This is a genomic window from Cedecea davisae (assembly GCF_044095835.1).
In the GTDB taxonomy this organism is placed as follows: Bacteria; Pseudomonadota; Gammaproteobacteria; order Enterobacterales; family Enterobacteriaceae; genus Cedecea; species Cedecea davisae.
The window spans coordinates 4,182,090-4,196,035 of the sequence record NZ_CP172054.1 but is presented as its reverse complement, the minus strand read 5'-3'; the positions used below and the strand labels follow the sequence as shown (position 1 = coordinate 4,196,035).

The window sequence follows — 13,946 nt, the reverse complement described above, 5'->3', positions numbered from 1 at the left end:
AGGCAAAAAAAAGCTCCCGGACGGGAGCTTCTTGTTTTTGGAACCGATTAATTTTCGAAACCGATTAATCGTCCAGGAAGCTACGCAGCACTTCAGAGCGGCTCGGGTGGCGCAGTTTACGCAGCGCCTTCGCTTCGATCTGACGGATACGTTCGCGGGTAACGTCGAACTGTTTACCCACTTCTTCCAGCGTGTGGTCGGTATTCATGTCGATACCGAAACGCATACGCAGAACCTTCGCTTCACGAGCGGTCAGGCCAGCCAGCACGTCGTGAGTTGCGGAGCGCAGGCTCTCGGAGGTGGCAGAATCCAGCGGCAGCTCGAGGGTGGTATCCTCGATGAAGTCACCCAGATGCGAATCTTCATCGTCGCCGATTGGCGTTTCCATGGAGATAGGCTCTTTAGCAATCTTCAGCACTTTACGGATTTTGTCTTCCGGCATCAGCATACGTTCAGCCAGCTCTTCCGGCGTCGGCTCGCGGCCCATCTCCTGCAGCATCTGGCGCGAAATACGGTTGAGCTTGTTGATGGTCTCAATCATATGCACCGGAATACGGATGGTACGCGCCTGGTCGGCGATGGAGCGAGTGATAGCCTGACGGATCCACCAGGTGGCGTAAGTTGAGAACTTATAACCACGACGGTATTCAAACTTATCAACCGCTTTCATCAGGCCGATGTTGCCTTCCTGAATCAGGTCGAGGAACTGCAGGCCACGGTTGGTATATTTCTTGGCGATAGAAATAACCAGACGTAAGTTGGCTTCAACCATCTCTTTCTTCGCGCGGCGGGCTTTCGCTTCACCGATGGACATGCGACGGTTGATGTCTTTTACCTGCTCGATGGTCAGGCCGGTCTCTTCTTCAATCTGCTGCAATTTCTGCAGGCTGCGGTGAACGTCATCCGAAACATCGTGCAGCTTTTCAGACCATGGCTTGTTCATTGCGATTGCAGCGTTGAACCAGGTTTCGCTGGTTTCGTTGCCGGTGAACAGGGTGATGAAGTTTTTCTTCGGCATTTTGCACTGCTCAACGCAGAGTTTCATGATGATACGTTCTTGAGTACGAACGCGGTCCATCATGACACGCATGCTGTTGACCAGGTAGTCGAACTGCTTCGGCACCAGGCGGAACTGCTTGAAGACTTCAGACAGCTGCTGGATCTCGGCGGCGGCGTCAGCATGGCTGCGGCCTTTCGCTTTGATGGTGTCACGAGCCAGCTCGTACTGCTTACGCAGTTCGCCAAATTTCTCGCGAGCCAGTTCCGGGTCGATGCTGTTGTCGTCGTCGGAGCTGTCGTCGTCGGACTCTTCGTCTTCGTCCTCATCGTCGTCCAACTCTTCCTGAGAGAGTTCAGAACCAACGTGAGTGGCGGTCGGCGCGAGGTCTTCTTCGGCATTCGGATCGACAAAGCCGGTAATCAGGTCGGACAGGCGGGCTTCTTCAGCCTCAACGCGATCGTACTGCTCCAGCAGATAGGTGATCGCTTCCGGGTACTCGGCAACCGAGCACTGTACCTGGTTGATACCGTCTTCGATACGCTTAGCGATATCGATCTCACCCTCACGGGTTAACAGCTCAACGGTACCCATTTCGCGCATGTACATGCGCACCGGGTCGGTGGTACGTCCGATTTCGGACTCCACGCTGGACAGCACCTGAGCGGCAGCTTCTTCCGCATCTTCGTCGGTGCTGTTAGAGTTTTCAGCAAGCAAAAGATCATCGGCATCAGGGGCTTCTTCCATCACCTGAATGCCCATGTCGTTGATCATTTGGATGATGTCTTCGATCTGATCGGAGTCGACGATATCTTCCGGCAGATGGTCATTGACCTCGGCATAGGTCAGATAGCCTTGCTCCTTACCACGTTGGACAAGAAGCTTGAGCTGTGACTGCGGGTTTTGCTCCATAAGACGGTATCCACACTTCAGTATTAGGGTTGTGTCGGTAGGCGTTGCCGCCAACAATAACGTTACGAGGGCCAATTTATTTTTATGCCGCAGCCCGTCCGTGCGGCGTTCGGGGGTGACCCGATCAATGTTCGGCAGTTAAGCCGCGAATCTACTTTTTGGCGCGTGACTCAGTTATCACACGAACTTCTTCACGCTCCGCCGGGGTTAGCCCCTCGGTCCTGGAACGTGCCATTAATTCTTCAAACCTCAGCTCGAGCGCGGAATCGAACAGATGATCCAGCGAGTCGGTGAACGTTTTTTCAGCAATCTCTCTATCTGCTATATCGTCCCACGCAGAGAGTTTTTCAAGGGTGGCGGCTTCATTTGTTCCGCGATATTGTTCCAAAAGCTGCCCGGTTGTTAACCCAGGCTGGGCCAGGCAGGCATTTACCAGGTCGCTAAAAAGCGTTAACCCCGGCAGTTTTGCCGCGTCCAGCCCGCTAAGTGGCGGGACCAGCGGAGCCAGTTCCGGGTTTTGTACCAATAACCCTATTAGTATACGCATGGTTGTGCGTTTTAGCTGAGGCGCGGGGCGAGGCGTTACGCCATCGACCTGTTTGGGCATCAACTTTTCAAGCTGGCTGTCGTCCAGAATGCCGAGCTTGTTGCCCAGCTGCTGGCGCAGATAGATGCGCAGCGTTTCGCCAGGCACCTGGCTAATCAGCGGCAGCGCGAGGGTACTTAAACGCGCCCGGCCGTCCGGAGTGCTCAGGTCAACCTGCGGCATCAGGCTGTTAAACAGGAAAGTGGAGAGCGGTTGAGCCTGCTCCATCCGCGTTTCAAAAGCTTCTTTCCCTTCTTTACGAACCAGCGTATCCGGGTCTTCACCGTCGGGCAGGAACATGAAACGCAGCTGACGACCATCCGTCATATAAGGTAGCGCAGTTTCCAGCGCTCGCCATGCCGCGTCCCGCCCGGCGCGATCGCCGTCATAGCAACAAACCACGTTATCCGTTACCCGGAACAGGAGCTGGATGTGGTCTGCCGTTGTGGAGGTGCCAAGGGAGGCGACGGCGTAAGAAATGCCGTACTGCGCCAGGGCCACCACATCCATATATCCTTCGACTACCAGCAGGCGCGCCGGTTCCGGCTGGCTTTGCTGGGCTTCATACAGGCCATACAGCTGGCGGCCCTTATGGAAAATATCGGTTTCCGGGGAGTTCAGGTACTTCGGCATGCCGTCGCCCAGCACGCGCCCGCCAAATCCGATTACCCGGCCGCGTTTATCACGAATCGGGAACATCACCCGCTCGCGGAAGCGGTCGTAGCTGCGGCCTTTATCGTTAGTGACCAGCATGCCTGCGTCTGTCAGCGCCTGACGGTTTTCGCTGTTGCCGCCGAAGCGTTTTAGCGCGTTGTCCCAGCCCGGGGGCGCGTAACCAATAGCAAAGTGGGCAATAACCTCGTCGCTCAGGCCGCGTTTTCCCAGGTACTGGCGAGCCGGTTCGGCAGCGGGCAGCTTCAGGGATTGCTGATAAAAGGCGTTAAGGCCGTCCATCAGTTGATACAGGCTCTGGCGCTGGTGGCGTTCTATCTGGCTTGGGCCGTTGCCAGCTTCGTACGGCACTTCAAGGTTGTGCATGGTCGCCAGCTCTTCAACGCTTTCTACAAACTCGAGCTTGTCGTAGTTCATCAGGAAGTCGAGGGCGTTACCGTGTGCGCCACAGCCGAAGCAGTGGTAAAACTGTTTATCACCGTTCACGGTGAAAGAGGGGGTTTTCTCGTTATGGAATGGACAACACGCGTGATAGTTTTTGCCCTGTTTTTTCAGCTTCACGCGAGCATCGATCAGGTCGACGATGTCGGTGCGAGCGATCAGGTCATTGATAAAGACACGCGGGATTCGTCCAGCCATAGGCCCCATGCTATATCCGTCATCTCTCAGGCGGTGGCCTAAAAGCTCAGGGATATGTCAGTTTATAAACGAGAATAAGCCGCGCATTCCTTTCGGAAGCACGGCCTTATAACTACTACTCGGTCTGATTTGAGGAGTGAATCCTCAGAAGATTAGTACAGACGAGTGCGGCGTGCGTTTTCGCGAGCCAGTTTCTTCGCGTGGCGTTTCACAGCAGAAGCTTTAGCGCGTTTACGTTCGGTAGTCGGTTTTTCATAGAACTCACGACGACGAACTTCCGCCAGAACGCCTGCTTTTTCACAGGAACGTTTGAAGCGACGCAGTGCTACGTCGAACGGCTCGTTTTCACGTACTTTAATTACCGGCATGTAACTCTCACCTTTAATAATTCGGTTTGCCGCTGGCCTACGTGCCAGCTTAATTCAAAATGGTGCGGAATTTTACTGCAACTCTTGCTGCTTTGTAAAGCACCGAACGACCAGAAACCTGGCTTTTAGGGCCGGTATCTTCCAGGACCGAGGATTATACACGATTAGCAGGGGCCTGGGGCAGCAAAGTTTTACAAAGGAGGGCGGCGGGATTAAACTTCGCGCCGGGTCAAAGAGGTAAAACTAGCCATGCGTGTACTGGGAATCGAGACATCCTGTGATGAAACCGGCATCGCCATTTATGACGATGAGAAAGGGTTATTAGCCAACCAATTGTATAGTCAGGTGAAACTTCACGCTGACTACGGCGGCGTGGTGCCGGAGCTTGCCTCCCGCGATCACGTACGCAAAACCGTGCCGCTGATTCAGGCTGCGTTAAAAGAGGCGGGCTTAACCGCAAAAGATATTGACGGCGTGGCCTATACCGCCGGACCGGGCCTGGTTGGCGCTCTGCTGGTTGGTGCAACCGTCGGCCGCGCGCTGGCGTTTGCCTGGGATGTTCCTGCCGTACCGGTACACCATATGGAAGGGCACCTTCTGGCGCCGATGCTGGAAGATAATCCTCCTGAGTTCCCGTTTGTGGCGCTGCTGGTTTCCGGCGGCCACACGCAGCTGATTAGCGTGACCGGCATCGGTGAATATGAGCTGCTGGGCGAGTCTGTTGACGATGCGGCTGGTGAAGCCTTCGATAAAACCGCCAAGCTGTTGGGGCTGGACTATCCAGGCGGACCGCTGCTGTCGAAAATGGCCGCGCAGGGCACCGAAGGGCGCTTTACCTTCCCGCGCCCGATGACCGACCGCCCGGGGCTGGACTTCAGCTTCTCCGGCCTGAAGACCTTCGCCGCGAATACTATCCGTGGGAACGAAGCCGACGACCAGACTCGAGCCGACATCGCCCGCGCTTTTGAAGATGCAGTGGTTGATACGCTGGCGATTAAATGCAAACGAGCCCTCGACCAAACCGGCTTTAAGCGCCTGGTGATGGCCGGAGGCGTGAGCGCCAACCGCACGCTGCGGGCAAAGCTGGCAGAGATGATGGCAAAACGCCGCGGCGAAGTGTTCTACGCCCGCCCTGAGTTTTGCACCGATAACGGCGCGATGATTGCCTATGCCGGCATGATCCGCCTTAAGGCCGGATCATCGGGTGAGTTGAGCGTCAGCGTCAGGCCGCGTTGGCCGCTGGCAGAATTACCCGCCGCCTGATAAGCGTTGAAAAGAGGAGTGAGAAATCACTCCTTTTTTGTTGCTTCTTTTTTTATTTCTTCCGGCGCTGCTGCTTTTTTCTTGCGGCGCAGCTTCGACCAAATTTTTGATTCCTGCCCGCGCCACAGGCGCTGGATATTATCGTGATGACGCATCAGGATAAGGCAAGAGAGCATCGCTACCGGGAAGGTAAACTGCGGTTTGAACCACCACACGTAGAACGGGGCGATCAGCGCGCTGATAATCGCGCCGAGAGAAGAATAGCCGCTCAACAGCACGCTCAGCAGCCAGGTTCCGGCCATCACGCCGGTTAAGTCCCAGCCGATGGGCGCGATGGCGCCAAATGCCGTCGCTACGCCTTTACCGCCGCGGAATTTAAAGAAGACTGGCCAGATATGGCCCAGGCAGGCGGCAATGGCTATCAGCCCGAGCCAGAAGGGCGTGACGCCTAATGCATAGGCGGCCCATACCGGCAGCATGCCTTTCAGCACATCAAAAATTAGTACCGCTGCGGCTGCACCTTTACCACCAATACGTAATACATTGGTTGCTCCTGGGTTACCGGAGCCGCTCTCGCGTGGATCGGGGAGACCGGCAATGCGGCAAACCAGAATGGCGCTAGAAATGGAGCCGCAAAGATACGCGAGGAGGATCATACCAGGCGCGATTGCACTCATAACGCTGTTCCATGTTGAAAGTGTCGAAGTCTTCTTTGCATCTGTGGATAATACGCATATTTCGCCGGAAGTGGTATCCGGCATGACTAAAAACCGGGCAGGGCGTGATGGACATTGTATTTATAGAGCAACTTACCGTAATCACTACCATTGGTGTTTACGACTGGGAACAGACCATTGAGCAGAAGCTGGTGTTCGATATCGAAATGGCCTGGGATAATCGTAAGGCGGCAGGGAGCGATGACGTGAGCGACTGTCTCAGCTATGCGGATGTCAGCGAGGCGGTCATTAAGCACGTTAGCGGCGGCCGTTTTGCGCTGGTTGAACGCGTAGCTGAAGAAGTTGCTCAACTGCTACTTGCCCGCTTTAATTCGCCCTGGGTGCGTCTCAAAGTCAGTAAACCCGGCGCGGTTGCTCAGGCGGCTAACGTTGGGGTGGTGATTGAACGTGGCAATAATCTGAAACAAAGCAAATAATTACTGCGGCCATAAAACCAAACCACGGTAGCCTGGTCTTATCAACGTATCTTTTGCGGCAGACGCGCAGCGTAGGCCGTTTTTTTGTGTCTATTTTGGGGATGAGGGTTAAGTAATGAGCGATCTACCAACTCTGGCGATTGCCGCCATTCTTGGCGTAGTTGAGGGGTTAACCGAGTTTTTGCCGGTATCATCTACCGGGCACATGATTATCGTTGGTCACCTTCTGGGCTTTGAAGGCAAGACCGCCGAAACCTTCGAAGTGGTGATTCAGCTTGGTTCTATTCTCGCGGTTGTGGTGATGTTCTGGCGTCGTCTGTTTGGTTTGATTGGCATTCATTTTGGCCGTCCGCCTCAGCATGAAGGCACCGGAACCGGGCGTCTTTCGTTGATTCATATCCTGTTAGGTATGGTTCCGGCGGTGGTGCTTGGGCTTATTTTCCACGACATGATTAAGTCGTTGTTTAACCCGATTAACGTGATGTATGCCCTGGTCGTTGGCGGCGTGCTGCTGATTGCGGCGGAATGCCTGAAGCCGAAAAAGCCGCTTGCGGAAGGGGTGGACGATATTACTTATCGTCAGGCCTTTATGATTGGCTGCTTCCAGTGTCTGGCGCTGTGGCCCGGTTTCTCCCGCTCGGGCGCAACCATCTCCGGTGGGATGCTGATGGGCGTTAGCCGCTATGCGGCTTCCGAGTTTTCCTTCCTGCTGGCGGTGCCGATGATGATGGGCGCAACGGTGCTTGATCTCTACAAGAGCATCGGTTTCCTGACGATGGGCGACCTGCCGATGTTTGCCGTCGGTTTTGTCACCGCCTTTATCGTTGCGCTTATCGCCATCAAAACCTTCCTGCAGCTGATTAAACGTATTTCGTTTATCCCGTTTGCGATTTATCGCTTCGTGGTTGCCGCAGTAGTGTTCTTCATCTTTACCTAGTGCTTATATTGCCCTTAGCCTTGAGGCTGAGGGCAATGCTGTTCCTTCCAGGCCGCAACCGCTTTTATTCTTCGCTTCGTTAACTCTTCACGGATAGCCGGGCCGCTGAAGCCTGCCTCGATAACCTCTTTATTACTCACGCTCTGAGCGGCAACCCAGGCGGCTCGCAGCATTCTTCCCTGCGGATAATCGCTGGCTTCAAAGCCTGTTCTTCCGCGCGCGTCGGCTTCGCTGGTTAAGGCGATTTGCTCTACCCGCTGCGGTTTACGCCATGCGTCAATGGCGTCAAACAGCTTGACCACCGTCTTTGGCTGTAAAATGGGGAAGGTATGGATCAGATCGTGGAATTCGGCCACCAGCTTCGCCAGGTCGCGGATTTCATTCGGCACGCGCAGGCGAGCGCAGAGCTGTTCCACCAGCTTGACGCCAGCCGGGCCGTGGCCGTGGTGGCTTGGCCATTTTTCCTTCGGCGTCAGCCCTTTGCCCAGGTCGTGGCAGAGAGTGGCAAAGCGAACATCAATTTCCGGGCTGAGCTGGGCCGCCATCGACAGGGTCATCAGCGTGTGGATCCCCGTGTCGATTTCCGGGTGCCATTTGGCCGGAGCCGGTACGCCATAAAGAGCGTCGATTTCCGGGAACAGAACTTTCAGCGCGCCACACTCGCGCAGCACCGAGAAGTAAACCTGTGGGTTACGGCTGCTAAGGGCATTTTCCGTCTCTTTCCAGACCCGCTCGGCGGTGAGATGGGCCAGCTCGCCGTTATCGGCCATTTCGCGCATCAGGGCCAGCGTTTCGGGAGCGATAAGGAAATTCAGATGGGCGTAACGTGCGGCAAAACGCGCCACGCGCAGAACGCGGAGCGGATCTTCATTAAAGGCCGGGGAAACGTGGCGTAATAAACGACGCTCAATATCCGAACGCCCGTTATAAGGGTCGATTAGCTCGCCGGTTTCATCCTGGGCAATGGCGTTGATGGTGAGGTCACGGCGCAGTAAATCCTGCTCCAGCGTGACGTCCGGTGCGGCATAACAGGTAAAACCGGTATAACCCTGGCCCGACTTCCGCTCGGTACGCGCCAGGGCGTACTCTTCGCGGGACTGCGGATGCAGAAACACCGGAAAATCTTTGCCAACCTGCTGGTAGCCAGCGTCCAGCATTTGCTGCGGCGTCGCGCCGACCACAACCCAGTCTTTATCCTTAACCGGCAGTTTTAATAACCCGTCACGTACTGCACCACCGACCAGATAAATCTTCACCCTTTGCACCCCAAGCGCCATTTTTGAACCACGAATGGTAAGTGTAGATGCGAGGGTGAAGCAACGGCTAATGTATCGCCTTTAGTTCATCCAGCGGTCTTTCTTTTTACGGCTTGGGATCATGTGCGGGAGCAGCAGGCCAATCAGCAGGCCAAAGCCAGCCACGCCGCCGCCGTACATAAACCACTGCATAATGATGGCGCGCTGCTTATCATCCAGCTGCACGTTGGCGGCATTTACCTTTTTCTGGGCGACGATAAGCTGGTTCTTAAGCTGCTGATTTTCTTCTTTCAGGCCGTTAATCACCGTGTCGCTCTGGGCAACTTTCTGCTGCATTTCTGCGGTGCGCTGGTTCCAGGTGGTGTCGATGTTATTCAGCTTGTCGGTCAGGGTTTTTACCTGATTTTCCAGATCCGGCACGCGGGTACGCAGGCTTGGATTGGTGCTGAGCTGCGCCAGCGGTATCCAGGATGTTTTGCCGCTGCTGTCGCGCACCTGGCCGTATTTGGTTTCTTCATTGCTTTGCAGCAGCGTGACTTGTTCCCCTGCGTTGACTGTGCCAACCAGGCGGTAGTTATCGCCCGGGCCGCTACGGACCCAGGTGTTTAATTCATCAGAGACATAACGTTTTTCTTCGGCATGGGCCACTACGGAAACGCTAAGAGAGAGCAAAGTAAGGCAAATCAGGCGTAATTTGTGCATTAGTTCGTCGTTATTTTCATTAAGTGTGGAACGATAGTAGTGGCAACAGTCTGAAGGCGCAATCCGGAAACCTGAATGAGAATCATCCTGATGTCATTTTAACCACTGGCGCTGCTGCACTACCGCAAATTCGCTACCCGAGAGGGTATTTTGTCGTACTATCTACAGACCTAATCGACGCTATTTAGTTCGCCGGGAAATTGCCCGGCGTGACGTAAACGAAAGTAAATAAGACATGGCTCAGGAAATCGAACTTAAATTTATCGTTAACCCTGCGGCGCTTGATGCGCTGCGTGACAAGCTGAATGCCCTGCCGGGCGAACACAGCGACCCTCGTCAGCTTCTGAATATCTATTACGAAACCGCAGATAAACTGCTGCGTCGTCACGATATGGGGCTGCGCATTCGAGGTGATGCCGGGCGCTACGAAATGACGATGAAAATCGCCGGGCGCGTCACTGGCGGCCTGCATCAGCGCCCTGAATACAATGTAGAGCTGAGCAAGCCCGAGCTGGATCTCGCTCTGCTGCCCGCTGAAGTGTGGCCTGAAGGGCTGGACGTTGCCGCTTTGCAGACGGAAGTTCAGCCGCTATTCAGCACCGATTTTGAGCGTGAAAAGTGGGTAGTTACTCAGGGTACAAGCCGCATCGAACTTGCTCTGGACCGCGGTGAAGTCAAAGCCGGGGAGCACCGGGAGCCTATTTGCGAGCTGGAGCTTGAGCTGCTGTCGGGGGAAACCGCGGATTTACTGGCGCTGGCGGAAAGCCTGGTGACCGAGCCGGGGCTGCGTCAGGGAAGCCTGAGCAAGGCGGCACGCGGGTATCATCTCGCTCAGGGTAATGCGGCAAGAGAGATTAAACCGCTTGGCGTACTGCATCCGGCGGCTAAGGCCACGGTTGAGCAGGGCCTGGAAGGTTCTCTGGAGCTTGCCCTGGGCCACTGGCTTTATCACGAAGAGCTGTGGCTCTCCGGCAGCAAAGCGGCTAAGCAGCAGGTGATTGATGCCGTAGGCCTGGTGCGCCATGCCCTGGCGCTGTTTGGCGGCATTATCCCTCGTAAAGCGAGCACTCACTTACGTAACCAACTGATCGCTTTTGAAACCCGCCTTGCCGGGAGTGAGAAAGCCGAGGCCGTGGTTTACAGCGCCCAGGCAAGCGCGACCAAACTGGCGCTGACCCGCTGGCTGGTGGAGCGCCAGTGGCAGCCGTATATCGATGAGAAAAGCCGCAACAAGCTGGACGGCTCGTTCAAACGCTTTGCCGACGTAAACCTCTCCCGTCATGCAGCGGAGCTGAAAGGTGCCTTCCAGCGCCCGCTCGGCGACAGCTACGGCGACCAGCTGCCGCGCCTGACGCGTGAAACTGACGCCATTCGATTGCTTGCCGGCGTTTACCCCGATGAGCAATCTCAGCCCTGGCTGGAAAACTGGCAGGGCCTGCGCCACGCCATTATGACGCGCCAGCACATCGAAATTGAGCATTACAGAAACGAAGCGATCTCGCAGGCACCTTTCTGGCTGCATAGCGGGAAATAACTGACTGGCAACGGATACCCACCATGATGCCGCTTACTCCTTTATTACAGCAGCACCTGCAGGCGTTTTTACCGCGCCTGCCGCAAGAGATTGACTCCCGGACACTCAGCGACGAAGCTCGCGCGGTGCTGGCTATTAGTGATTTTGTTGGTGATAGCGTGGTGGCGCATCCGGCCTGGCTGCAGGAATTGCAGCAGGCCGCGCCGCAGGCGGACGAATGGCAGCACTACGCCGCCTGGTTGCAGCATGATTTACGGGAAGTGTATGACGAAGCGGCGCTGATGAAGGCGCTGCGGCTTTTTCGTCGTCGCATTATGGTGCGTATCGCCTGGTCGCAGGCGCTGGAGCAGGTGGCGACCGAAAGCACCCTGCAACAGCTGAGCGTGCTGGCGGAGACGCTGATTGTTGCCGCTCGCGACTGGCTTTATGACGCCTGCTGCCGCGAATGGGGCACTCCGGGCAATGCGGAGGGAGAGGCGCAGCCGCTGCTGATCCTCGGTATGGGCAAACTGGGCGGCGGGGAGCTGAATTTCTCCTCGGATATCGACCTGATTTTTGCCTGGCCGGAAAACGGATCCACCCGCGGTGGGCGGCGGGAGCTGGATAATGCTCAGTTCTTTACCCGCATGGGGCAGCGCCTGATTAAGGTGCTCGACCAGCCGACCCAGGACGGCTTTGTTTACCGCGTGGATATGCGCCTGCGTCCGTTTGGCGAGAGCGGCCCGCTGGTGCTGAGTTTTGCCGCGCTGGAGGATTATTACCAGGAGCAGGGGCGCGACTGGGAACGCTACGCGATGGTGAAAGCGCGGATAATGGGCGATAACGGCGATGTCTGGAGCCAGGAGCTGCGCAACATGCTGCGGCCGTTTGTGTTCCGCCGCTACATCGACTTCAGCGTCATTCAGTCCCTGCGAAACATGAAAGGCATGATTGCCCGCGAAGTGCGGCGTCGGGGGCTAACGGACAATATTAAACTTGGCGCGGGCGGTATCCGCGAAACCGAGTTTATCGTTCAGGTCTTCCAGCTGATTCGTGGCGGGCGTGAGCCTTCTTTGCAATCCCGCTCGCTGTTGCCCACGCTGGAAGCTATTCAGCAGCTTCATCTGCTGCCCGAAGAGGATGCGCAAAAGCTGCGTGCGGCCTATCTCTACCTGCGGCGGCTGGAAAACCTGCTGCAAAGCATCAACGACGAGCAGACGCAAACCCTGCCCGGCGACGAGTTAAATCGCGCCCGGCTGGCGTGGGGCATGCAGGCCGCCGACTGGGATGCACTCCAGGGCGCGCTGCAACAGCACATGAGCGATGTACGCCAGGTCTTTAACGACCTGATTGGCGACGACGAGCCGGAAGCCGGTGAGGACAAAGTTTCCGAAGCGTGGCGCGAGCTGTGGATTGACGCCCTGGACGCCGATGAAAACACACCTGTGCTCGCTCATCTGACGGCGCAGGAGCGGGATGAAGTCCTGAAGCAGCTCGGCGATTTCCGCCGGGATATTGATAAGCGAACCCTTGGCCCGCGTGGCCGCCAGGTGTTGGATCATCTGATGCCGCGCCTGCTGAGCGAAGCCTGCTCCCGGGGTGACGCACCGCTGGCGTTTTCCCGCCTTATCCCGCTGCTGCTCGGTATTCTCACCCGTACCACTTATCTGGAACTGCTGAGCGAATTCCCCGGCGCGCTGAAGCATTTAATTTCTCTTTGCGCCGCCTCGCCAATGATTGCCGCGCAGCTGGCCAGCTATCCGCTGCTGCTCGACGAGCTGCTCGACCCGAGTACGCTCTACCAGCCAACGGCGATGGATGCCTACCGCGACGAGCTGCGCCAGTACCTGCTGCGGGTGCCGGACGAAGACGAAGAGCAACAGCTCGAGGCGTTACGCCAGTTTAAGCAGGCGCAGATGCTGCGCGTGGCGGCGGCAGATATCGCCGGAACGCTGCCGGTGATGAAGGTCAGCGACCACCTTACCTGGCTGGCGGAGGCGATTCTCGACTCGGTCGTGCAGCGAGCCTGGACGCAAATAGTGGCGCGCTATGGCCAGCCGAAGCATTTGCAGGACAGAGAAGGCCGCGGTTTTGCCGTGCTGGGCTACGGCAAGCTCGGCGGCTGGGAGCTGGGCTACAGCTCTGATTTGGATCTGGTGTTCCTGCACGACTGCCCGATGGAAGTGATGACCGACGGCGAGCGTGAAATCGACGGCCGTCAGTTCTACCTGCGCCTGGCGCAGCGAATCATGCATCTGTTCAGCACGCGCACCTCGACGGGGATTTTGTATGAAGTCGATGCTCGCCTCAGGCCGTCGGGCGCGGCGGGCATGTTGGTCACCACCGCTGAAGCTTTCGCCGATTACCAGAAAAACGAAGCCTGGACGTGGGAACATCAGGCCCTGGTGCGCGCCCGCGTTGTCTACGGCGACCCGGCGCTTAACCGCCAGTTTGAGGCGATCCGCCGCGATATTCTCTGTACCGCGCGTGAAGGTGAAAAGTTGCAGGTTGAAGTGCGCGAAATGCGTGAAAAAATGCGCGCCCACCTCGGCAATAAACACCGCGATCGCTTTGATATTAAAGCCGATGAAGGCGGGATAACCGACATCGAGTTTATCACTCAGTATCTGGTGCTGCGTTACGCCAGCGAAGCGCCGAAGTTAACCCGCTGGTCGGATAACGTGCGTATTCTGGAACTGATGGCGCAAAACGACATTATGAGCGAGGAAGAGGCCAAAGCCCTGACCCACGCTTACGTCACGCTGCGCGATGAGCTTCACCATCTGGCGCTACAGGAGCTGCCGGGTAACGTTGCCCTGGACTTGTTTTTTGTAGAGCGCGAACAGGTGCGGCACAGCTGGAAAACGTGGCTTGGCGAGCCGCAAACGCGCGTGGAGGTGTAAATATGTTATTATCCCGCGCAAAAATAATCCCCTCTCTGGAGAGTC

The 13,946-nt window shown here is 56.4% G+C and carries 11 protein-coding genes; 5 read left to right on the top strand and 6 right to left on the bottom strand.

The window, feature by feature from the left end; genetic code table 11:
* Positions 1-64 precede the first annotated feature (64 nt).
* The 3 genes from rpoD to rpsU form a co-directional block, all read right to left on the bottom strand.
* Entirely contained in the window at positions 65-1,909 is a 1,845-nt protein-coding gene (gene rpoD / locus ACG1VR_RS20005; RefSeq protein ID WP_016534747.1) for an RNA polymerase sigma factor RpoD, read from the bottom strand.
* A 151-nt stretch (positions 1,910-2,060) separates the two neighbouring features.
* The gene (gene dnaG, locus ACG1VR_RS20000) at positions 2,061-3,806 is read right to left on the bottom strand and encodes a DNA primase (RefSeq protein WP_039899090.1); all 1,746 of its coding nucleotides are present in this window, start codon (positions 3,804-3,806) and stop codon (positions 2,061-2,063) included.
* A 152-nt stretch (positions 3,807-3,958) separates the two neighbouring features.
* Complete coding sequence (gene rpsU / locus ACG1VR_RS19995; RefSeq protein WP_001144069.1) at positions 3,959-4,174, bottom strand: 30S ribosomal protein S21; 216 nt, start codon at positions 4,172-4,174, stop codon at positions 3,959-3,961.
* A gap of 249 nt (positions 4,175-4,423) precedes the next feature.
* On the opposite strand from rpsU, the gene tsaD reads away from it, so the two are divergent.
* Complete coding sequence (gene tsaD, locus ACG1VR_RS19990; RefSeq protein ID WP_395489634.1) at positions 4,424-5,437, top strand: tRNA (adenosine(37)-N6)-threonylcarbamoyltransferase complex transferase subunit TsaD; 1,014 nt, start codon at positions 4,424-4,426, stop codon at positions 5,435-5,437.
* A 26-nt stretch (positions 5,438-5,463) separates the two neighbouring features.
* On the opposite strand, the gene plsY is transcribed toward tsaD, so the two are convergent.
* Complete coding sequence (gene plsY / locus ACG1VR_RS19985) at positions 5,464-6,114, bottom strand: glycerol-3-phosphate 1-O-acyltransferase PlsY (protein WP_016534750.1); 651 nt, start codon at positions 6,112-6,114, stop codon at positions 5,464-5,466.
* Between the two features lie 107 nt (positions 6,115-6,221).
* Between plsY and folB the strand changes: the two genes are divergently transcribed.
* Both folB and bacA read left to right on the top strand, forming a co-directional pair.
* Positions 6,222-6,590 carry a bifunctional dihydroneopterin aldolase/7,8-dihydroneopterin epimerase gene (gene folB / locus ACG1VR_RS19980; protein ID WP_016534751.1) on the top strand — a complete coding sequence of 123 codons (369 nt, stop codon included), beginning with the start codon at positions 6,222-6,224 and terminating at the stop codon, positions 6,588-6,590.
* A gap of 115 nt (positions 6,591-6,705) precedes the next feature.
* The gene (gene bacA, locus ACG1VR_RS19975) at positions 6,706-7,527 is read left to right on the top strand and encodes an undecaprenyl-diphosphate phosphatase (protein ID WP_172568414.1); all 822 of its coding nucleotides are present in this window, start codon (positions 6,706-6,708) and stop codon (positions 7,525-7,527) included.
* A gap of 14 nt (positions 7,528-7,541) precedes the next feature.
* On the opposite strand, the gene ACG1VR_RS19970 is transcribed toward bacA, so the two are convergent.
* Together ACG1VR_RS19970 and ACG1VR_RS19965 are read right to left on the bottom strand one after the other, a co-directional pair.
* Positions 7,542-8,783: a multifunctional CCA addition/repair protein gene (locus tag ACG1VR_RS19970; RefSeq protein ID WP_395489633.1), complete on the bottom strand. Its 1,242-nt coding sequence runs from the start codon at positions 8,781-8,783 to the stop codon at positions 7,542-7,544.
* An 81-nt stretch (positions 8,784-8,864) separates the two neighbouring features.
* Complete coding sequence (locus ACG1VR_RS19965; protein ID WP_016534754.1) at positions 8,865-9,485, bottom strand: TIGR04211 family SH3 domain-containing protein; 621 nt, start codon at positions 9,483-9,485, stop codon at positions 8,865-8,867.
* Positions 9,486-9,720: 235 nt separating this feature from the next.
* On the opposite strand from ACG1VR_RS19965, the gene ACG1VR_RS19960 reads away from it, so the two are divergent.
* Together ACG1VR_RS19960 and glnE are read left to right on the top strand one after the other, a co-directional pair.
* The gene (locus tag ACG1VR_RS19960; protein ID WP_395489632.1) at positions 9,721-11,019 is read left to right on the top strand and encodes an inorganic triphosphatase; all 1,299 of its coding nucleotides are present in this window, start codon (positions 9,721-9,723) and stop codon (positions 11,017-11,019) included.
* A 23-nt stretch (positions 11,020-11,042) separates the two neighbouring features.
* Entirely contained in the window at positions 11,043-13,901 is a 2,859-nt protein-coding gene (gene glnE, locus ACG1VR_RS19955) for a bifunctional [glutamate--ammonia ligase]-adenylyl-L-tyrosine phosphorylase/[glutamate--ammonia-ligase] adenylyltransferase (protein WP_395489631.1), read from the top strand.
* Positions 13,902-13,946: the final 45 nt, after the last annotated feature.